Below are 20,785 nucleotides of genomic sequence, written 5' to 3'. Positions count from 1 at the left end.
GGTTCACTCCTTGATGGATGCAGGCGTTGCAGAGGCGGTCCGGGGCAGCGTCCAGCCGCCGAGCAGGCGATCGAACAGGGCATTGACATAGAGGCCGTTGGCCAGATGGACCCTCAGGCCCGCCGCCGCGGGATGATAGGCCCAGAGCGGGAAGAGCGACTGGGCTACCGCCACCACGCCGAAGGTGACGACGCCAAGCAGCATCAGCGTCCATTCCAGCGGCCCGGGCTGCGGAGTCGGCGGCAGGGTGCCGAGCATCAGCTTGTCGGAGATGCGCTGCAGGGCGAAATAGGCCGTCGCGGCGGAGGCCGAATAAAGCGAGGTCCGCCAGGTGAGCGCCCAGGGCGCGGCATCCGCCAGTCCTTGAGCGATCAGATAGGCGACGCCGAAGATCAGGATGGCGCCCAGCGCCAGCGCCTGCGGCGGCTTGTCGCCAAAGCCGAACAGCACGCCGATCACGGCATAGATGGCCAGCGCCAGCAGGAAGGCGCGGCCGACCGCCTTGGCATTGGGGATCGCGACCGGGCCGGGCCTGCGGATCGCGGCAACCGTCTCGATCGCCGAGCCGGAGGCCAGGAAGGCATGGGCCTTGTAAAGCGAGTGGGCAACGATGTGCAAAAGCGCGATCGGGAAGAGCGCGAGGCCGCATTGCAGGATCATGAAGCCCATCTGCGCCACCGTCGACCAGGCAAGCGAGGTCTTCACCGCGGACTGGGTGAGCATGACAAGGCTACCGAACACCGCCGTGAAGCCGCCGACCATCACCAGCACCGCCAGAACCACGGGCGCCTGCAGCATGACATCGGCAAAGCGGATCAACAGGAAGCCGCCGGCATTGACGACGCCGGCATGCAGCAGCGCCGAAACGGGCGTCGGCGTTTCCATCACCTCCGTCAGCCAGCCATGGGTGGGAAACTGCGCGGACTTGAGCAGGGCTGCGACCGCCAGCAGGGCTGCGGCAACAATCGTCAGCGGCAGGCCCTTACCTTCCCGTGCCGCGGCAAGGATGGTGGCGATATCGCCCGTGCCGAATGAGATGGCGATCAGGATGACGGCGCCGATCAGTGCGGCATCACCGGTGCGCGAGACGATGAACTTCTTGCGCGCGGCCCGCCGGGCGGCGATCCGCTCGGGATAGAAGAGCAGCAACTGGTGCAGCAAGAGACTGGTCGCAACCCAGCCGATGACGAGCTGCAGCAGCGTGCCGGACTGGACGAGTAGCAGGACAGCCGCAAGCGTCGCCGTCATCCAGCCGGTAAACGGCCCCTGCCGCGCTTCGCCATCGAGGAAAGTGCCGGCATAGCGCAGCACCACCCAGCCGATGAAGGAGACCAGCAGCAGCATGACCAGGCTGACGAGGTCGAGCCGCGAGGCGAGCGCGACATAGCCATAGCCGATCGCGGGGCTGGTGCCGGGCCCTTGCAGATAAAGCACGACGCCCGAGAGAATGGCAACGAGGATCGAGCCGAGCGCGGCAAATTCCGCCAGGCGGATCGCATGGCGTGGGCGAAAGGCCGGCGCCTGGAAGGCATAGAACGAGGCACCGGCCAGCAGCAGCGGTGCGAGAAGCGGCAGCATGTGGATCACGTGAGGTCTCCGGGCTTGGCCGCTGCTTGGGAGGAGGCAGCGGCGATCTCAAAGATCTGTTACCAGCCACGTGATCACAATAAAAATTCATTGTTTCTGCAAACTCGTTCTATAAAATAGAACCATGTCGGACCTGAACTATCACCACCTGCGCTATTTTCGCGCCGTCGCCCATGACGGCAACCTGACGCGAACCGCAGAGCGGCTGAACCTGTCGCAATCGGCGCTGTCGATCCAGATCAAGCAGTTGGAGGAGCGGCTCGGCCATGCGCTGTTCGAGCGCCGCGGGCGACAGTTGCATCTCACAGAGGCCGGCCGCATCGCGCTCGACCATGCCGATACGATCTTTTCCGCCGGCGAAGAGCTGGTGGAAACGCTGAAGGAGACCGGAAAAACCCGCCGCGCCATCCGCATCGGTGCGCTGGCCACATTGTCGCGCAACTTCCAGATCGAGTTTCTCCGGCCGATCCTCGGTCGACAGGACGTCGACATGATCCTGCGCTCGGGCAGCACCAGCGAATTGCTGGGCGCGCTTGAAGACCTGAACCTCGACATCGTCCTTCTCAACCAGGCGCCGATGGCCGACTCCGTCACGCCATTCATCGCCCAGCACATCTACCAGCAGCGCGTCAGCCTCGTCGGCCGGCCGTCCTATGGCAAACCGGGCGCAAGGCTTGGCGATCTCCTGGCCGAGCATCCGGTCATCCTGCCGACGCTGGAAAGCGGCGTGCGCTCGCAATTCGAGGCGCTGGTGGCACGGCTTGGACTGACACCGCAAATCGCCGCAGAGGTGGATGACATGGCGATGATGCGTCTCTTGGCGCGCGAGGGGGCAGGCCTTGCGGTCCTGCCGCCGATCGTCGTCAAGGGAGAGCTCGAGGCCGGCACGCTCCTGGAATTCGACGCGCTGCCCGGCATCACCGAATCCTTCTATGCGGTGACCGTGAAGCGGCGTTTCCCAAACGCGCTCATCGAACCCATCCTGAAAAGCGTCTCGCTGCGGTAAAGCATGTCTCCCAAAAGTGGGCACCGGTTTTGGGACAAAGACATGCGAAAACAGAAGTCTACAGCAGGGCGCATGAATCCGGATCAATGCGACCTGCTGTAGAATACGCGCGGGAGGCAATGCCGGTATCCATTGCAAATCACGCGGCAAGCGTGAATGATCTGGCCAGCCGCGACAGCGTCGCTGCGCCCAAATCAGGCATGCCACACCCACATGAAACACTATCTCGGAAAACTGGCGGCACGGGATCGCGATGAGGCGAGCGACCGGCACCTTGCCTATTACCTCACCTTCATCGCTGGCGCAGCCAATGCCGGTGGTTTCATGGCGGTGCACCAGTACACATCGCATATGTCCGGCATCGTCTCCGCCATGGCCGATAACGCTGTTCTGGGTGACGGGGCGGCCGTCGCCGCCGGTTTTCTCGCACTCATCGCCTTCATTCTTGGCGCTGCGGCATCCGCCATCATGATCAACTGGGGCCGGCGTCGCGGTCTTCATGCCCAATATGCCTTGCCATTGTTGACCGAGGCGATGTTGTTCGTCGGCTTTGCCGTGACGGGCGTATGGGATGCGAGCGGCCCACCGACAGGCGTCGCCGTCATCGCCACCGTTTCCCTGCTCTGCTTCATCATGGGTTTCCAGAACGCCATCATCACCAAACTCTCGGGAGCACGCATCCGCACCACCCACATAACAGGCCTTGTCACCGATGCCGGGATCGAGCTGGGCAAGGGCCTATATTGGAACCGTGCCGCCACCTCGCGGCATCAACCGCCCGTGCGGGCTGATCTTCCCAAGCTCCGGCTGCTTTCCTCCCTGATCGCGCTGTTCTTCATCGGCGGCGTCATCGGCGCGGTTCTGTTCAAGCACATCGGTTTTACCGCAGCCCTCACGCTTGCTGTGCCCTTGGCTATCCTTGCGGCGGCTCCCGTGATCCGGGATTTGCAGGAAAGCCGAAACAGGGGCTGAGGCAGCTCCGCAGTAATTTCGAAACCAAACCCGGCTAGGATCACGATATCAAGCCAATGGAGTGCAGCGTGTCGAACGTCATCGAATTCAAGAAACCGCCGAAGCCACCGGAACCAAAGAAACCACGTCCGGGACAGCGCAAGCTCTTGATCATCCTTGGCGTCATCGTCGCCTTCCTGGCAGCCTGGGCCTATTTCTACCTCACGGGAAGCGGCGCACCCGCCGTGTGAAACCACGCCCTTGTCGCCATCGCGCTACTCCCGAGACCGCTCCAGCGCCTGGATCATCGGATAGATGCTGAAGGCGCCGTTTTCAGCCTTTTGCGTCAGGTTCCTGAGATAGCCTCCGGGCGAGCGGATCGTGTCTGCCCGTTCCAGCATGATGGCAATCACGACAGCCGCCGCCTGGTCTCCCATGGCCTCGCGCGCCTTTCGCCAGGCATCGGGTGAAACCCCCAGCATCGAGCGCACCAGATCGGCCGTACTGACCAGATCCGCCCAGCCCGATATCCCGCCCTTGGCATAATCCAGGATTTGCGGGCAGAGTTTGCGGAATTGGCTGAGGCTGAGCGCCATCTTCCGTTCCGGGGCTGCAATAGCCGAAACTGCCGCCCGCTCTGTATTATGGTCATAGCCGTTAGATTCAGATGTCTGTTCAGTGTTTGAATTCTGATGATGGCGCTCGAAATGATGATCACTGGCGCTCATTTCTGCTTCTTCGAGAGAATTGAGATAGGCCGTTTCCACCATTGCCCGCAGTTCCATCAGGCCATCGCGCACGGGTGCAAGCTTGGCGGCATCCGCCCGGCGCGGAAGCGTTTGGCTAAGCGCTGCAAGCTGTGCGGCATAGTCCATCCAGTCGCCGACCCTTCCCTCTTCCAGGGCGATCTCGATGATCTTGGAGATATCCCGCTGGTGCAGGGTCACCTCGCTGCGCAGCAGGCTGGCAGCCTTGGCCTCGGCACGGGCGCGCTCGGCCGCGGCATAAATCTCGCCAGCCTTCAGCGCCAGTGGTGCCAGATCGAAACCAAAGGCATCCTCGACAAGGCCGCGATCATCGCGTCGGCAGAAGCGCTTGCCATTGGCGCTGTCGCGGCGAAAGATCAGCCCGGCCTCGACCAGCGCCGCCAAATGCCGCCTGATCGTCGCCGGCGCCATGCCCCGGGCCCGCAGCGACAATTCGCGGTTGGATGGGAAAACGATGATCGGCTGTTTGCCGTCGAGCACACGCTCGGCCGTAAAGCTCACCAATGCCTCAAGGAGGCACAGCGTGCGGTCGCCAAGACCATATTCGGCGCTGGCCTCGGTCAGGGCTCGCAGCAACTGCCACTTGTCGGCCTCGCCGCTGTCATTGCCGCCGTCACCGGCGCGCAGTTTCTCCTGCCTATCGGCCACCGCAACCTGACGGGCAAAAAGCCGCGCAGACATCCGGCCGCCGCCGAAAGGCGTCGTTCCAAGTCTCTCAATCATGTCCAGGTCCTCTGTCGAAGAGGCAAGAAGGACCCGATCACGCCTGTTCAAGGCACAAAATTAGCGGCTCGGACCGGCAATGCTGCCGCCGACTCTTGACTTTGATGCCGGGAAGTGATTCTCTTGAATTGCTACATTGAAGAGGGCTTCCGGAACGGGAACGTTTTGGGGGCCTTTTTTCTTGTCTCAGCGCTTCCTTTCTTCGCTTCGATTGTGGTGCGGGCCGCCACGAAAGACGGATGCGGCCTGTTCTCATTATTTGTCACGCAGTGCCCCAGGCACTGCCGACGTCTTTAGCTAGTCATCGCCGCTCTGCAAGAAAGCAGCGTAATCATCCTGCAGCCGAGCCGTCAGCGCTTCCACGAAGTCCGGCCGGGCCTTGGCGTCGAATTCGATCCGCACCGCCTTGCCCTTGCGACTGACGCGGGCGAATACCTGCCCGTCCGGCGCCTTCAGTTCCGCCGGATGCGGCTTCTGCTCCTTCATCCGCCGCGTCAGCCGATCGAAGACGATCTGGAAGCGCGTGTCGGTGTCGGAAGAGCGGAAGCGTTGCGAAAACACCTCGGCATCCGCCTTTGCCCGGTCGGCTTCCGTCTGCAGCAGCGCGCCGAGCGCCATCCAGCGATCGCGACCGGCCTTCGGTGCCGGACCGATCTGCCGGGCGACATGCTCAGGCACGGCCTCCGCCACCTGCAGCAGGCGCGACAACTCGCTCTTCTGCACCGCCAGCGCCTCCCCCACCAGCTTGCGGTCAAAGCCGCGCTCGGTCAGCGTGCGGGCAAAGAGAGCCCGCTCGATGAAGCTCAAGTTGCGGCGCTCGGCATTTTCCTTTCCCTGCGCCAGCACCAACTCGTCGTCGGTCAGCGCACGAACGATCGCCTTGACCTGTTGGCCGAGACGTTTGGCGGCCTTCAGCCGGCGATGGCCATAGGCCACCTGATAGCGTCCCGCCCCATCCGGATGCGGACGCACGAGGATCGGCACCTGCTGGCCGCTGTCGCGGATGCTTTCCACCAGGGTCTCGAAATCAGGATCGTCGCGATCCTCATCGCTCAGACGATCCGAAATGAAGGAGGCGTCGATCCGGTCGGTCTCGATGGCAACGATCCGCTCGCCCTCCTCCAGCGCCTGGCGCAGCACGCGCGCCTCTTCCGCCTCGCGGGTGATGGAGGAGAGCGACAGGCCCATGGCCTTGACGGCTCCGGATGCAGCGCGTGGCACGGGATCGGGCTTCGGTGCCGGCATGTCGTCACCCTCAGGCATCGACTTCACCTCCGGTGCCACCGGAATGGCATCACCGAACAGGGCCTTCAGCGAGTTCTTGCGATCGCGTCCCGCCATCATCCGCGTCTCCATGCCTGGTGGATTAGCCGCTCGATCTCGGCATTGACCGCATCGAGCGATTCCATCGCCCGGTCATAGGTGCCGCGGGAGAAGTTTTCGCGACCGACCTCGTAGAGCGTCTGCTTGGTGAGCCCGGCATCCGAAACCGCGGTGGATTTCAGCATCGGCGAGGTCAGCACCCGCTCGCCGAACAGCGAACGCAGGAAACCGACGATCTGGGTCTGCGGCCCGTCATGGGGCTCGAAGCGGGTGACGAGATAGCGCAGGAAATCGAAGTTCAGCGAGCCGCCCGCCTCGCGCACCACGCTGAGCAGATCCGAGGTCATGAACAGGAACTGGCTCATGGAGGCCACATCCAGCATCTGCGGATGCACGGTCACCACCACAGAGGTTGACGCACAGAGCGCCGACAGCGTGAGATAGCCGAGCTGCGGCGGGCAGTCGATCACCACGACATCGTAATTGTCGGCCACACTCGCAAGCGCATCCTGCACCCTCGTGAAAAACAGGCCCTGCGTATCGCCCGGCTGGCGCTGCGCCAGCGCGCGGGGCGTGGCATGTTCGAATTCCTGCAGTTCGAGATTGCCCGGCAGCAGGTCGAGGTTGTGGAAATAGGTCTTGCGGATGATCTCCTGGAGCGGCCGCACCTCGCCGTCATAGCGGATGGCGCCATAAAGCGTGTCATTGCCGACGAGATCGAGTTCAGGCTGGTAGCCGAACAGCGCCGACAGCGAGGCCTGCGGATCGAGATCGACGGCCAGCACCCGGTGGCCCGTCATGGCGAGATATTGCGCCAGATGCACCGAGGATGTGGTCTTGCCCGAGCCACCCTTGAAATTGGTGACCGAGATCACCTGGAGATGTTCGCCGCGGGCCGGATCGCGCCACTTCACATAGGAGCGCGCCTTGGCGGCATTGCCCTTGGCCAACGCCTGCTCGGCGAGAAAATGCCTGATGGCATCGATATCGGCAAGCGAGTAATAGCGCCGCCCGCCGGCGCCGACATCGGGTTGCGGTCCCTCCCCTGCCAACGAGAGCTGACGCAGATAACCATCGGACACGCCAATCAGCTTGGCGGCCTCGCCCGAGGTGAAGGAACGCAGGGTCTTCTGGGATGCGGGCGGAAACAGCCGCTCGCGCATCGCCTTCAATTGCGCGGAGAGCGCCTGGGCATCATCCGCAATGGTCTCATCGGCCGGTCGCAAGCGATCCACCTCTTTCAGGGTTGCCGTGCTGGTGGCGTTTGCCATCCATCGTCTCCATGTCATCAGCGTCGCGCGGCAAGGCAATGAACCCTCATGGCAGGCCTTGCGCGCCTCGCGCTGTCATTGTCGAGTGGACTATCCCGATTCTCTCGGTCGAGCATATACGCGACGGAGATAAACTAACAGGCAAGCCCCTCAGATACGGCGAACGGCATCATTTTCGTCCGGTGCCGTAACAGCGTGTTGGAAGACACGAGTCGCGTCAAGGCATTTTTGGTTAACAAAATCATAACAGAAGCTCCCTTCGGCATCACTTTCTTCAAAACCATGCCACAGCCTGAAGCGGCGGGGATGAAAGGTCGCTCTTCCTGCGGAGTTTCAGGGCATCGTGAGCACGATCGTCCCCGGGGGAATACACGCTGGTCAGGATGGCCTGGCCGTGTTGACAGCTGTCAACCGACACCTCAAGCGTCGATGTCCACATAGCCGCGCCGCCGCTTCGCCTGGGCCAAACGGAGCAGGCGCAGCTGCGCATCTAACTCGTGCAGGCATGGTTCCGTCAGCCTTTGCCCACGCGTGCCGATCCGGCCCCATTCCCGCAGCACAATGACGCCGCCGAACAGGTCGCGCTCGATCGACAGGCGATAGAAGCGCGCCATGTTGCGGGCGAGGTCGCAGCGATGCAGGTGCAGCAGGCGGTCTGGAGTGGGGTGGAGGTTATCGCGGCTCATGCCAGGAAGTCTGGCGAAAACGCTGGAAGGGGTCCAACGAAAGATATGAATCGGTTGAGCCCTACCGATTCATTGGGCTGATGGAACGGGCCCTGTGGCCCGCTCCAAGCGACGAAACTTGTTTCAGAGAGACTGGCCGATCCGCGCCGTGCCGGTCTGACCGTTGTCGCGGATCCACTTCAGCTGGTTGTCGCCGGTCTTATAGAGCTCAAAGCACATGGGCGCGCCCTTGTACCAATTGGTAAACTGCTGGCACAGCCGGTCACCATCGATCCACCAGCGGCCGGTATCCTTCGGGCGCGCCAGACGACCGAGCCCAAGTGCCTCTCCGTCACCATCAACTCGGCCATTGCTGCGATAGTTCAGCGGGAACTCGCCACCCATCGGCGCGGCCAGATAGACGCGCTTGCCGATGATCGACTGGCGGATTTCTCCGCTGTCGTAACGGTCGGAATTTGCCAGCGCCGGCGAAGCCACGGCCGCAACCGCCAAGCCGGCGCAGAGAAGAGTAGAGAGCAGGGGTCTAGTCATCGTCATTGTCAGCTCCTTGCACGGAAACTTAGATGGCTTGCATAACGCGGCAAGGCGACATTCGGTTTGATCTCGGGATAAAATTTTTGAGCCGCAACCACCGACATGATCCATGCCGGGCACCCCATCGTAGGACAGTGCAAAGTCACTCGAAGACTGAAGCTTGTCACGGAACGGGAGAGAGCTATGACCGATGGCCCACAGACGATCGCGTTTTCCGGAATGTCGTCCCTGCCCCAGGGCTATCGGGCGCTGGTGATCGGCGCCAGCGGCGGCATCGGCGGCGCCCTGGCCGAGACCTTGCGCGGCGATGCCGGCTGCGGCGAAGTGCTGACCCTGTCGCGCAGCGGCGATGGTTTTGACATCACCCATGAGGCGAGCATCGCCGCCGCCGCTGAGCGGCTCTCTGCCGACCGCGACACCTTCGATCTCGTGCTCTGCGCCACCGGCGGCCTGACGATCAATGGCAAGGGCCCGGAAAAATCGCTGAAGGCCATCGCGCCGGATGCCATGGCCATGCAGTTCGCCGTCAACGCCATTGGCCCAGCTTTGGTGCTGAAACATTTCTCCCCGCTGATGCCGCGCCAGCGCCGGGGGATCTTCGCCGCCCTCTCCGCCCGGGTCGGCTCGATCGGCGACAACAAGCTCGGCGGCTGGATTTCCTATCGCTCGGCCAAGGCGGCGCTCAACCAGATCATCCGCACTGCCTCGATCGAAATCGCCCGCACCTCCCCCCAATCTGTGGTCGTGGGCCTGCATCCCGGCACAGTCCAAACCCGCCTCAGTGCCGCCTTCTCCGGCGGCCATGCCGCCATGCCACCGGCTGAAAGCGCCGCCCGCCTGCTGACAGTCCTGGATACGCTCACCCCCCAGCAAAGCGGCGGCTTCTTTGCCTATGATGGCAGCGCGGTGGAGTGGTAGCCGGGAGCAAGTTGACAGCTGTCAACACGGTTTTTTCTCGTCGCGCCCGCACTGGCCTCGGGCGCGATCGTAGCTCTTCCCGCCGCTTGACGCGCCCCTTCGCGCAACCCTAAGATTTGCCGCGCTTTAACGGATTGGCGATCTGACGGTGGCTGGCTCCCATTCGCATTATTTCAGAAACGCGGCCGATCGGAGTCGCCGACGGCGTCGGCTTTGTGCAGGCGCAATGCTTGCGATTGCCCTCGCCATGGCGTCTCCGGCGCTTGCCGGCAAATGGGATGGCCTGCTGTCGAACAGCCATTGGTATGTGCCGGTTCCCGGTCTGCTTGGCTATGCTGCCCCGCGCGGCAATTTCTCCAATCCGGTGCCACTCGGCGACCAGACCCTGTGGTCGCTCGGTGTCGCCACGGGAGGCACATTTTCCGGCAGCAGCGAGGCGACCCTCCAGCTCGGACCTGTCTTGCTGTCCGACCGATCGACGATCAACGGCCGCGTAGACGACAACGGTACGATCCTGATGATTTTCACGCCAGATACAGGCGGGCAAACCACTGTTGGCCTCGGCCAGATGCGCGTGATCGGCGGCACCACGGCCATGGAAATGCAGATGATCACGGGAACTCAGCTGATGGTCACGCACTGGGCCTCGATGCTGCCCTATGATCCCGCTCGCTTCAACCCGCCGCCAGCCCAGACCATACCGATCACGCTCGCCTCCGGACAATGGTCCTGGACCAGCGGCACGCCATGGCGTGTCAGGAGCGCAAGCCTGTTCGGCGGAACGGGCGCCGGCCGGCTGGCCATCAGCGGCTTTACCAATGGCTATTTCTGGGGCGTTGCATCAGGGCCGGGCGGCACCCGGCCGATAACAGTGCTCGGCTCGATCACGCCAGGCGGCAAGGTTCTGCTGGCCACCACCGATGGCAGGAATGTCTCGACACTCTATGGCGGAATATCCGGCGACCAAACCAACGGGGTGATGGATCTCGAAACCTATAACTACGTCACCGGCGCCTTCTCCGGCCAGGGCTCGATCTTCACCGTCGTCGCACCGTTTGATCGCACGGTTGCCGAAAGAGGAAGGCCGGAAGCGATCGGCGCTGCGCAGACCCTTTACGCGCTGTCCGCAAGTGAACTGAGCTTCAACCCAGCGATCGCGCCGGCCTTCGACCTGCTCACTTCTGTTGATGGTCAGGTATTGGCGGATTACATTGCCCAGACCCTGCCTGCCCTGTCCGGTTCGGCAGCGGCCATTTCCTACGAGCCACAGCAGAATTTTTCCGGCCGGCTCCGAGACCGCCTCCTGGACGCTACGAAGCCGTTCGACATCGCCGCCTGGGTCGAGCCATACGGCACGTTCGCCGATCAGGCCTCGGGTCACCAGCCAGGCTACCATTGGGATTCCCAAGGCGTCGCAACCGGGTTCGAAGGCTGGGTGAGCGACCGGCTGCTGCTGGGCCTCGGCTTCAACGCTGGCAGCCTCTCCGCCCGCGGCGACCATCAGGATCGCCTCGCGGTCGAAAGCCAGCATCTTGGCCTCTACGGTTCCTATGATCTTGAGCGTACCGGCCGGGTGGACTTTGTACTTGATGGTGGCCTCACCCAGAATTCCGTCAGCCGCAGTCTGTCCTTTGCCGGTCTTTCGACCGGTGGCGTCTATGCTGGCCAGAGCTATCATGCTGGTCTCGGCTGGAGCCGCGATATCGCCATGACACCCGATCTGACCCTGACCCCACGGCTATCGGTTGACTACGGCCATGCGCACACCGACGATTATGCCGAGCAGGGTGGCAACGGGCTCGGACTGGTGGTTGAAGACCAGGTGTTCGATACCCTGCGCTTCGGTGCCGATCTCGACAGCCGTATGGCGCTCGGCAATGGCCTGGAGATGTCAGGCCGTTTCGGCGCCCGCTATGACGCAATCAACGATAGCCGCACCGTTTCGGCTCGTTATGCCATGAGCGACATTCGCTTCGACACTTCGTCCGGCAGCGCTTCGCCCTGGCTTTTCACCGCCGGGCTCGGCCTGTACGGCAAGCTCAGCGAGCGCACATCTGTCGGCGTCAACTACAATCTTGAAGCAAGTCCTGCCGGCTATGTCGAACAGACCGCCGAACTGAGACTGCGGATCTCGTTCTAGGGTCATGCAGAAGCCAACTGACCGTCTGGTGCGGTGGTTGGCTGATCAAGTTGACAGCTGTCAACACCGCGGCCCAGTTCCTATTAACCACCTTGGCTGGTTGCGCCTGGGAAACACTGGCAGCAGGCACGAACATCGCTAGACTGCCCCGAGAGCAGAAGCGGAAGAAAACATGGTTGGCTGGCCCTTTGAAAACGATGTCTACCCGCAGGGCTATCTGCTGGCGGGGGAGGAGGCGGAGAGGGCGTTGCAGGTGGATACACATGTGCGCGGGCTGACGTCGTGGGGATGTAACCGGGGACCAACCGTGATACATTATTTTGGGCGTCATCCCTACGCCGCCGATAACGTCCTACTGCCGGATGGCTCTCGAGGCAAAATTCGCGCGATCGAAATTGCGAGCCTCCCTGCTACATGGCGCCGCCCCCTCAACGATCCCGGCGGCAGATGGCTCGCCAACTCGATCAATGTCCCCGTTCTATGGCGTTGGGGCACGCTTACTATCCTGGACGACGATCTTGTATTCGTAGATGCTCAAAAGCCGCTGTGCCACGCGTTCAGCGCACACTCAGAGCCGCTGGAGCGGGATCTGTTGGCAGACGCGGAAATCCAGAAATTTGTGATGGATCCATTGGCAGCGCACGCCACCCTATGGATGATTTTTAAGGGCGACTGGCTCCATCCCGAACGAAAAGCCGAAGCATTTTTCACCATTGACGAAGCAGCTTATATTATCTGCAGTTTGCGGGGATTGGGAGAACATTTTCGCGACTGGCTGACCTACTGTCTGCATGACAAGCGTGACTACTCGCACTATTATGAACCAGCCAGAGAACACCTCATGCGACTAGGCTGGATCGACGAGCGGCGCTGACTTAGGATGAGTTGACAGCTGTCAACACTCGGGCACCCCCTGACATGCTCCTGTCAAGGAAGGCGGCTAGCGTCGGCAATCATTCGAATGACCGCCCTCTCGCCTCACCCTTTCCAGGAGTACCCCCATGACCACCCTCCCCGTCATTGGCGCCGCCATGACGCTTGCCGATCTCGACGTGCACCGCAACTGGCTCATCGATCACCAGCGCGATCTGGAATTGCAGGATTTCATCAATGCCGAGGTGCTGAACGGCGACTGGCAGCCGCTGGTCGACAGGGCCAGGCAGTTGCTGGATGGCCATACCGGCCGGGTCGGGATCCATGGTCCGTTCTGGGGCTGGGTGCTCGGCACGCCGGATCCCGATGTCGCCGCCATCGTCACGAAGCGGCTCGCCCAGGGGCTGGATGTCTGCGCCGCCCTTAGCGCCACCCACATGGTGATCCACAGCCCCTTCACCACCTGGTCCTACAACAATCTCGCCGCCAATCCCGGTGAACTGGAGCGCATGATGGAGCGCTGTGTCCAGCAGATGGCGGATGCGGTGAAGCGCGCCGAGGAGATCGGCTGCGTGCTTGTCATCGAAAACATCGAGGACAAGGATCCGGCGCTGCGCGGCGTGCTGGCCGATCGTTTCAATTCACCTGCTGTCGCTGTCTCCATCGATACCGGCCATGCCCATTATGCCCATGGCTCCACCGGCGCGCCGCCGGTCGATTTCTATGTCCGCGAGGCCGGCAACCGGCTCCAGCATGTCCACCTGCAGGATGCCGACGGCTATGCCGACCGCCACTGGAGCCTGGGGGAGGGCAGCATCCACTGGCACAGCGTCTTCGCGGCGCTGAACGCGCTCACCAGCAATCCGCGGCTGATCATCGAGATCAAGGACAAGGCCAAGATCCCCGCCTCCGCCGCCTATCTGGCGAGCCTGGGACTGGCGATCTAAGCGGGGTGGCTGGGCGCCAAGTCTAGACCTTGCCGCGTTCCAGCGCGGCGGTGATCTTCAGGCTGAAGCGTTCCAGCCCGTCGCTGAGGAATTGCGCCATGGCATCGGCGGCGTGGGTGAGCTTGCGTTGGCGCGGCACCACCACGCCGACCTTCAGGTCGCGCAGCCGTGATCCGGAAATATGCAGCGCCACCACCTCCCCGGCCTCGAGTTCCTGCAGCAGGCCAAGCGGGGTGAAGAAGGCGACGCCGACGCCGGAGAGGATCAGCGGCTTCAGCATCATCTGGCTGTTGGTGGAGATGAAGTTGCGGCCGTTGCGCTCCAGCGCGCCGAGTTCGATTGAAATCATCGAACTCATCACATCGTTGTTGAGCTGGAGCAGTAGGTTGAACTGGGCGCATTCCTGCAGGCTGACGCTCTTTTGCCGCGCCAGCGGATGATGCCGCGCGACGATTGCCATCAGCGGCATGCTCACCCCGCGGATCATCGCGATGTCGGGCGGCCTGTCGACATCGAAGGTGATGCCGATATCGACATCACCTTCCGCCAGCCGTTGATAGATATTGTAGCTTTCCGCGCGGATGCGGAAATCGACCGCCGGGTGCCGCCGGTGGAACTCCGCCACCTGTTCCGGCAGGAACTGCACGGCAAGGCTATCAAGGCAAGCGATGTGCACGCGGCCGGTCTTCTTGCCCTTGAGGTCGCCGAGATCCCCCTTCATCACCTCATAGCGCTGCAGCGTCTCGCGCGCATGGCGCAGCACGATCTCGCCGGCGGATGTCAGCCGCAGGCCATCGGAGAAGCGCTCGAAGACGGGCGTACCCAGCTCGTCCTCCAGCTTCTTGATCTGCCGGCTCAGCGCCGATGTGGCGACATGCAGTTCTTCCGAGGCCTTGCGGATCGAGCCGGTGCGGGCGATCGCGGCAAAATATTTGAGAATGCTGGCGTGCATCGGGCCTCCGGCAGGTGTGACGGCCTCAGTTTATACCATCTCACCGTCCCCGCCAGACCGGCGCCCGCTTCTCCTGGAAGGCCAGCACGCCCTCCTCGGCATCCTCGCTCTGCAGAGCCCTGACCAGGGCAGGCGTGCGCAGCGCCTGCGCTTCCGCCGGCGTGAGATGCCCCGTGCGATTGACGGTCTGCTTGATTGCCTTGAGCGACAGCGGCGAGCAGGCGAGCAGGTCCGCGACCCAGCGCTCGACCGCCTCATCCAGACCGTCGCGGGTCGTCACCTCGTTGACGATGCCGAAGCGGGCCATGTCCTCGGCGGAAAAATGCCGGCCGCTCAGCATCACGCCCATGGCCTGGTTAAACGGGATCTTGCGTTGCAGGAGGATCATGCCGCCATCGAGCGGCATGCGCCCGACCCGCGCTTCCGGCAGGCCGAATTTCGCATTGTCGGAGGCAATGACGATGTCGCAGCCCAGCACCATCTCGAAGCCGCCGCCCAGCGCATAGCCCTGGACCCGGGCGATGACGGGCACGTCGAGCGAGCGGCGAAAGGCAATGCCGCCGAAGCCGGAGGGCCGCGCATGGGCCCAATAGTCAATGCCCGACTTGCCCGAGCCACCCTTCAGGTCCGCGCCGGCGGAAAAGGCCTTCTCGCCCGCGCCTGTCAGCACCACGCAACTGATATCGTCGCGGGACTCGATTTCCCGCCAGATCGCCTCGATCGCGTCTTCGGCCGATGCGTCAAGGGCGTTCATCCGCTCCGGCCGGTTGATCGTGACGCGGGCGACCCGGTCCTTGACCTCGAACAGCACGCTCATGCCGCATCGCCCGTCAATGACAATTCTGAACTAGGAAAATATTCCTCGTTGTGTTGTCCGAGCGTCGGCGGGGGAATGCGCACCGTGACCGGCGCCGCAGACAGCTGGATCGGCGACCCGACGAGCCGCACGGGGCCTGCCGGGGTTTCTCCCGCCTCCAGCAGCATGCCGTTGATGCGGGTCTGCTCGTCCTCCAGCGCCTCGTCCAGCGTGCGCACCGGCGCGCAGAGAATATCGACACCCTCCAGCCGCTTCAACCAATGTCCATTGGAATTCCTGGCAAAATTCTCGCGGAATATCTCCTGGAGCAGGGGGCGGTTTGCCATCTGCTTGTCGAAATCGGCAAATTCCGGCTTCAGCGACAGGTCTTCGATCTCAAGCGCCTCGCAGATGTCGCGCAACGGGTTCTGCTTGAAGGCGCCGACCATGACGATCTCGCCGTCTGTCGTGGCAAAGCAGCCGGTCAGCGGGAAGGCGCCCCAGTTGAGCTTCTTCTCGCGCATCATCCAGGCCGCACCCTCCTGCATTTGCAGGGCCAGCATCGACGAATAGAGGCTGACGGAGACCTGCTGGCCTTCGCCGGTTTTCGCCCGGTGCAAGAGCGCCAGCAACACGCCCTGGACCAGATGCATGCCGGCGGCATAGTCGGCAAGCGGCGTGGCATAGATCGCGGTCGGGTGGCTCTCGTCAGTCTTGCGTTTCATCAGCCCGGTCAGCGCCTGGGCCAGGATGTCCTGGCCGCCCTTGTGCTTGTAGGGACCCTCCAGCCCGAAACCGGTTCCGACGGCATAGATCAGCTTGGGGTTCAGCGCCTTCAGCGTCTCATAGCCCAGCCCCATGCGCTCCATCACCCCAGGACGGAAATTGTTAACCACGACATCGGCGCCCTTGATCAGGTCGAGAATGCCGTCCAGCACCGCCTTCTGCTTCAGGTCCAGCGCCAGGCTCTTCTTGTTGCGATTGAGCGAGCAGAAGACCGGGTTGTTCAGCCCGTCAGGATCAGACCCAAGCGACCAGCGCGAGAGGTCGCCGATCTTGGCCTTTTCGATCTTGATGACCTCGGCGCCGTAGTCGGCCAGCGTCTGCGTGCAGCAGGGGCCAAGCATGACCTGGGTGAAATCGATCACGCGGACGCCATCGAGGGGAAGGGGGGTCATTCGGCAGCCTCCAGGAATGATGCATTGGCAGATGGCGTGTCGCCGGGGTCTGCCCCTTGCGCGCGCATCCTCTTTTGGATTTCGGTGATATCGGCCTTGCGGACCGTGGTTCCGGCATTAAGCGCCACGACGGCAGCAACGCCCGCGGCCTCGCCCATGGCCATGCAGGGCGGGATTTCGCGGCTCGACTTCTGCGCCTGCGGCGTTGCGGAATAGTGGCGGCCGGCCACCAGGATCTGGTCGATCTCGCGCGGCAGCATGGCGCGGTAGGGGGTGTAGTAGTCGCGCCCGCGGCAGACCGTATCGGCAAAGTGCCGGCGGCTCGCCACATCGTCCTTGGTCACCACATATTCGCCCTGAAGCAGGCGTGTCTGGCGCACACCGGTCTGCGGCGCAAAATCCACCACATAGGCCTTCTCGAAGCCCGGCAGCTGTTCCCGGGCGAAATCCAGCAGCTTGCCGATGCGGCTGCGGCCTTCCATTTCCGCCGTGGTCAGGTCCTCGACGCTGAGGCCGGAAAGCTTGGGCATATGCGGGCAGTTGAGCCAGACCACGCCCGGCAGCGGGGTCTTCAGCCACCAGAAGGACCAGCAGCCGCCGATCAGGCGCTTGGCCTCATGGTCCAGCCGCTTGAAGCGTTCCGGCTCCTCATGCTCGAAGCGCTCGGCGGCATCGGTATCGACCCCGCCCCAGCGCGAGACGGTGGTCAGGATGAAATTGTCCTCGATATGGGCAGCCCCGGCGCTGGCCGCTACATCGAGATCGCCTGTGGTGTCGATGATCACGTCGCCCATGATCGCCTGCAAGCCGGCCTTGGTCTGGCAGACCACGCCCTTGACCACGCCGCCCTCAACGATGGTGTGGGAGAACCAGCTATGGGTCCGAAGCTTCACGCCGGATTCGCGGATCAGGTCATAGGACACACCCTTGAAGGCATCGGGATCGAAGGCCGCGGAAAAGCAGACCGGATGCGGCATGGTCTGGGTGTGGAAGTCGAACAGGCCCCAGCGCGACCAGCGGCGCCAGGCCTCCGGCGTTGCCCTGATATGGTCCATCATGTCCTTGGGATCCGGCGTGACGCACAGCCCCTTCTTCTGCATGCGCTCGATCATTTCGAGGCACAGCCCGCGCACGGTCACCTCGTGGTCATTGGTCATGTCGTCCAGCACCAGCACCATGCCGCCGGAGGCAAGGCCGCCGAGATAGGGATAGCGCTCGATCAGCGTGACGCTGGCGCCGTTGCGGGCAGCCGAGACGGCGGCGGATATGCCGGCCGGGCCGCCGCCGACCACGACGACATTGGAGGTATCGACGACCGGAACCTCGGCCGCGGGGCGGTGGATGGTGATTGTCATGGTGATATCCTGTCGTTTCTCAGGCCTGTCCGGCAGAAGCGATTGCGCTTGCCGCCCGGACTGGTACGGGGTCAGTGGTCGCTGGTCTTCCAGCGGACGATCTTCTTTTCCGCGATGGAGACGATGGAAAAGAGCGCGACGGCAAGGGCGGCCGCGATCACGACGGTGGCGTAGAGCAGGGGCGAGCGGAAATTATAGGTCGCCTCGATGATCAGCGCGCCGAGCCCGAAGCTGGAGCCGATCCATTCCGCGACGATGGCGCCCATCACGCAGCTGGTGGCGGCGATGCGAAGCGCGGCGAAGAGGAACGGCATGGAGGCGGGCAGGCGCACCTTCCAGAGGATTTCCATCTTGCTGGCGGAAAGCACCCGCATCAGATCCAGCATGGCGGGGCTCGCCGAGCGCAAACCCTGGACCATGTTGACCAGTGTCGGGAAGAAGCAGATCAGCCCCGCGATGATGATCTTGGGCGCCACGCCATTGCCGAAGATCAAGACCAGGATCGGTGCGAGCGCGATGATCGGGATGGATTTGATGAAGACCGCGAGGGGATAGAAGGCCTTTTCCGCATTGTCATTGTGCACGAACCACACGGCCAGCAAAATGGCGGCGAGATTGCCGAAGAAGAAGCCGGCCAGCGCCTCCATCAGCGTCGGCAGCAGGTTGATCCACAGCACGCCGGCATTGTCGCGGAAGGCGCCGAGCACATCGAGCGGGGCCGGGGCCATGAAGGTGGGCACCGCGAAGATGGTGACCACGGCCTGCCACAGCACGATGCAGCCGATCGCGGCGGTGATGGTCGGCCAGCGGCCGGCAATCCAGTTCATCAGGCCCTTCTGCAGCTTGATGGTGAAGGGCAGGGGACCATCGGCCTCGCCTGCCTTTGTCGCTCTAATTACGTCGCTCATCAGCATTCCTCCAGCAGGGCGCGCAGATGCGCGGTGATCTGCACGAATTCCAGCGTGTCACGGATCTTGAGGGAGCGCGGATAGGGCAGCTCCACCTTGAGGAATTCCTTCACCCGGCCCGGATGGGACTGCAGCATCAGCACATGCTGGCCTAGGAACACCGCTTCGGGAATGGAATGGGTGACGAACAGGATGGTCGTGCCCGTCTCCTGCCACAGCCGCAGCAATTCCTCGTTCAGCTTGTCGCGGGTGATCTCATCAAGCGCGCCGAAGGGCTCGTCCATCAGCAGGATGCGCGGGCGGGTGACGAGCGCTCGGGCAATAGCCACGCGCTGGCGCTGGCCGCCGGAAAGCTCCTCCGGCAGGGCGTTTTCGCGTCCCTTGAGGCCGACCAGTTCCAGCAATTGTTCCGGATCGGCATAGGTCATGCCCGGCTCGCGCCGGCCCACCTCAAGCGGCAGGCGCACGTTTTCAATCGCCGTCCGCCAGGGCAAAAGCGTCGCCTCCTGGAAGACGAAGGCGAAGTCGCGGCCCTCGCGGGCCTGCTTCGGCGTGCGACCGTTCACCGAGACCGAGCCGCCGCTGATCGGCACGAGATCGGCGACGCAACGGAGCAGCGTCGATTTTCCGCAGCCGGATGGTCCGAGCATGGTGACGAACCCACCCTGCGGGATATCGACCGACACCTTCGACAGCGCCGTGAATTGCGAGGCGCCGCTGCCGAAGCGGATATCGAGATTGCGGATCGAGACGGCGGGCTCGGAAAAAGCCGCATCCGTGGGGGTGTGCTGTTTCGCGAGCCCTGCCGCCATGACCATCACCCCACCTGTTTGCGGATTTCGGTCGTGGCCTCCAGGATCGCGAGGCTCATGACGTCGTTGACACCAGGCACCGTGCCCTTGAACTGGCCGAGATCGGCATAGGACTTGAGCTGGGCTTCCCAGTTTGCCGGGGCCATCGCGCCCCAGCCGTTCGTAGCGGTCACCTCGTTGAAGGCGAATTTCATCAGCGGGCCGATGGCTTCCAGCTCGCTCGCCTTGTCCATGTTGGGATAGGCCTCGACGAGGATATTGACGGCCTCTTCCTGGTTGTCGCGGGCATAGCCCCAGCCCTTGGCCGTGGCGCCCATGAAGCGGGTCAGCTCGTCCGAATGGTTCGCCAGCTGGTCGTCTGTCGTGTAGTAGACGTTGGCATAGAGCTGCAGGCCGCCATCCCAGAGCATCAGGTCGACGCGGTCATCCCCCAGCGCCTTCAGCGCATTGGTGTTGGTGACCCAGCCGGTGACGGCATCCGCCTGGCCCGTAATCAACTGGTTCATGTCGGAGCCCATATTGACCATCTTCACCTGGTCTTCGGCGATGCCGTTCTTGGCGAGCAGCGCGCGCAACAGGATGAAGGCGGTCGGCTGGGTGGCGATGGTCTTGCCGATCATATCCTTGGGCGAGGCGATCGGATTGCCCTTGCGGGAGAAATAGGCGAAGGGATGCTTCTGGTAGCCGGCGGCAATCGCCTTGATCGGCATGCCGGCCGAGCGGGCGAGCATGACCGAAGGGCTGGAGGAGATCTGGCCGAGCGTGGACTGGCCCGACGCTACGCCGGCGACACCATCGACATTCGGGCCGCCGGGCACGATTTCCAGCGCCACGCCGGCTTCCTTGTAGAAGCCCTTCTTGATGGCGACCACTTCGCCGAGGATGCCGTTGGAGGCGAGCCAGCCGAGCTGCATGCGAATTGTGGCTTCGGCGCCATAGGCGGACTTGATGCTGAGCAGGCTGGAGGTGGCGGCAAGCGAACCCGCAGCCGCGGCCCCGGCGAGGAAGCCACGCCGGTTCATCGAGAAATTGGACATTTGGTTCCCCTGTTTTTTGGG

General features: G+C 63.1%; 20 protein-coding genes. 7 read left to right on the top strand and 13 right to left on the bottom strand.

Features of this window, described 5'->3' with window-relative positions; translation table 11 throughout:
- Positions 1–3 precede the first annotated feature (3 nt).
- Positions 4–1,578 carry a proton-conducting transporter transmembrane domain-containing protein gene (locus tag B9A97_RS17565; RefSeq protein WP_179145327.1) on the bottom strand — a complete coding sequence of 525 codons (1,575 nt, stop codon included), beginning with the start codon at positions 1,576–1,578 and terminating at the stop codon, positions 4–6.
- Between the two features lie 133 nt (positions 1,579–1,711).
- Between B9A97_RS17565 and B9A97_RS17560 the strand changes: the two genes are divergently transcribed.
- From B9A97_RS17560 to B9A97_RS29810, 3 genes are all read left to right on the top strand, one after another.
- Entirely contained in the window at positions 1,712–2,593 is an 882-nt protein-coding gene (locus B9A97_RS17560) for a LysR family transcriptional regulator (RefSeq protein WP_084366656.1), read from the top strand.
- 213 nt (positions 2,594–2,806) lie between these two features.
- Positions 2,807–3,565 (top strand): YoaK family protein, encoded by a 759-nt coding sequence (locus B9A97_RS17555; protein WP_084366681.1) that lies wholly within the window; start codon positions 2,807–2,809, stop codon positions 3,563–3,565.
- A gap of 68 nt (positions 3,566–3,633) precedes the next feature.
- The gene (locus B9A97_RS29810; protein WP_179145318.1) at positions 3,634–3,795 is read left to right on the top strand and encodes a hypothetical protein; all 162 of its coding nucleotides are present in this window, start codon (positions 3,634–3,636) and stop codon (positions 3,793–3,795) included.
- Between the two features lie 24 nt (positions 3,796–3,819).
- Here B9A97_RS29810 and repC read toward each other — a convergent pair whose 3' ends face one another.
- From repC to B9A97_RS17530, 5 genes are all read right to left on the bottom strand, one after another.
- A complete protein-coding gene (gene repC / locus B9A97_RS17550) occupies positions 3,820–5,034 on the bottom strand; it encodes a plasmid replication protein RepC (protein WP_084366655.1) in 1,215 nt (404 codons plus the stop codon).
- 297 nt (positions 5,035–5,331) lie between these two features.
- A complete protein-coding gene (repB, locus tag B9A97_RS17545; RefSeq protein ID WP_084366680.1) occupies positions 5,332–6,375 on the bottom strand; it encodes a plasmid partitioning protein RepB in 1,044 nt (347 codons plus the stop codon).
- On the bottom strand, positions 6,375–7,628 hold the full coding sequence (gene repA / locus B9A97_RS17540) for a plasmid partitioning protein RepA (RefSeq protein ID WP_084366654.1): 1,254 nt from the start codon (positions 7,626–7,628) through the stop codon (positions 6,375–6,377). The genes repB and repA overlap by 1 nt, the downstream gene beginning before the upstream one ends.
- A gap of 419 nt (positions 7,629–8,047) precedes the next feature.
- On the bottom strand, positions 8,048–8,314 hold the full coding sequence (locus tag B9A97_RS17535; protein WP_084366653.1) for a WGR domain-containing protein: 267 nt from the start codon (positions 8,312–8,314) through the stop codon (positions 8,048–8,050).
- Between the two features lie 123 nt (positions 8,315–8,437).
- Positions 8,438–8,845 carry a hypothetical protein gene (locus B9A97_RS17530; protein ID WP_084366679.1) on the bottom strand — a complete coding sequence of 136 codons (408 nt, stop codon included), beginning with the start codon at positions 8,843–8,845 and terminating at the stop codon, positions 8,438–8,440.
- Between the two features lie 186 nt (positions 8,846–9,031).
- On the opposite strand from B9A97_RS17530, the gene B9A97_RS17525 reads away from it, so the two are divergent.
- The 4 genes from B9A97_RS17525 to B9A97_RS17510 all read left to right on the top strand — a co-directional run bounded on the left by B9A97_RS17525 (position 9,032) and on the right by B9A97_RS17510 (position 13,726).
- Complete coding sequence (locus B9A97_RS17525) at positions 9,032–9,766, top strand: SDR family NAD(P)-dependent oxidoreductase (protein WP_244564269.1); 735 nt, start codon at positions 9,032–9,034, stop codon at positions 9,764–9,766.
- A 226-nt stretch (positions 9,767–9,992) separates the two neighbouring features.
- A complete protein-coding gene (locus B9A97_RS17520; protein WP_084366652.1) occupies positions 9,993–11,906 on the top strand; it encodes an autotransporter family protein in 1,914 nt (637 codons plus the stop codon).
- Positions 11,907–12,078: 172 nt separating this feature from the next.
- The gene (locus B9A97_RS17515) at positions 12,079–12,780 is read left to right on the top strand and encodes a hypothetical protein (RefSeq protein ID WP_084366651.1); all 702 of its coding nucleotides are present in this window, start codon (positions 12,079–12,081) and stop codon (positions 12,778–12,780) included.
- Between the two features lie 127 nt (positions 12,781–12,907).
- A complete protein-coding gene (locus tag B9A97_RS17510) occupies positions 12,908–13,726 on the top strand; it encodes a sugar phosphate isomerase/epimerase family protein (protein WP_084366650.1) in 819 nt (272 codons plus the stop codon).
- A 22-nt stretch (positions 13,727–13,748) separates the two neighbouring features.
- On the opposite strand, the gene B9A97_RS17505 is transcribed toward B9A97_RS17510, so the two are convergent.
- From B9A97_RS17505 to B9A97_RS17475, 7 genes are all read right to left on the bottom strand, one after another.
- A complete protein-coding gene (locus B9A97_RS17505; RefSeq protein WP_084366649.1) occupies positions 13,749–14,678 on the bottom strand; it encodes a LysR family transcriptional regulator in 930 nt (309 codons plus the stop codon).
- 40 nt (positions 14,679–14,718) lie between these two features.
- Entirely contained in the window at positions 14,719–15,495 is a 777-nt protein-coding gene (locus tag B9A97_RS17500) for an enoyl-CoA hydratase-related protein (protein WP_084366648.1), read from the bottom strand.
- On the bottom strand, positions 15,492–16,652 hold the full coding sequence (locus B9A97_RS17495; RefSeq protein ID WP_084366647.1) for a CaiB/BaiF CoA transferase family protein: 1,161 nt from the start codon (positions 16,650–16,652) through the stop codon (positions 15,492–15,494). Before B9A97_RS17495 ends, B9A97_RS17500 begins: the two co-directional genes overlap by 4 nt.
- Entirely contained in the window at positions 16,649–18,007 is a 1,359-nt protein-coding gene (locus B9A97_RS17490) for an FAD-dependent oxidoreductase (RefSeq protein WP_084366646.1), read from the bottom strand. The genes B9A97_RS17495 and B9A97_RS17490 overlap by 4 nt, the downstream gene beginning before the upstream one ends.
- A gap of 71 nt (positions 18,008–18,078) precedes the next feature.
- The gene (locus B9A97_RS17485; RefSeq protein WP_084366645.1) at positions 18,079–18,915 is read right to left on the bottom strand and encodes an ABC transporter permease; all 837 of its coding nucleotides are present in this window, start codon (positions 18,913–18,915) and stop codon (positions 18,079–18,081) included.
- Complete coding sequence (locus B9A97_RS17480; RefSeq protein WP_143530550.1) at positions 18,915–19,727, bottom strand: ABC transporter ATP-binding protein; 813 nt, start codon at positions 19,725–19,727, stop codon at positions 18,915–18,917. The genes B9A97_RS17485 and B9A97_RS17480 overlap by 1 nt, the downstream gene beginning before the upstream one ends.
- A gap of 5 nt (positions 19,728–19,732) precedes the next feature.
- Positions 19,733–20,764, bottom strand: coding sequence for an ABC transporter substrate-binding protein (locus B9A97_RS17475; RefSeq protein ID WP_084366643.1), 1,032 nt, complete (start codon positions 20,762–20,764; stop codon positions 19,733–19,735).
- Positions 20,765–20,785: the final 21 nt, after the last annotated feature.

This window comes from Rhizobium sp. RU36D (genome assembly GCF_900176345.1).
In the GTDB taxonomy this organism is placed as follows: Bacteria; Pseudomonadota; Alphaproteobacteria; order Rhizobiales; family Rhizobiaceae; genus Allorhizobium.
The sequence above is the reverse complement of the archived record's forward strand: the minus strand, read 5'-3'. Positions and strand labels throughout refer to the sequence as shown.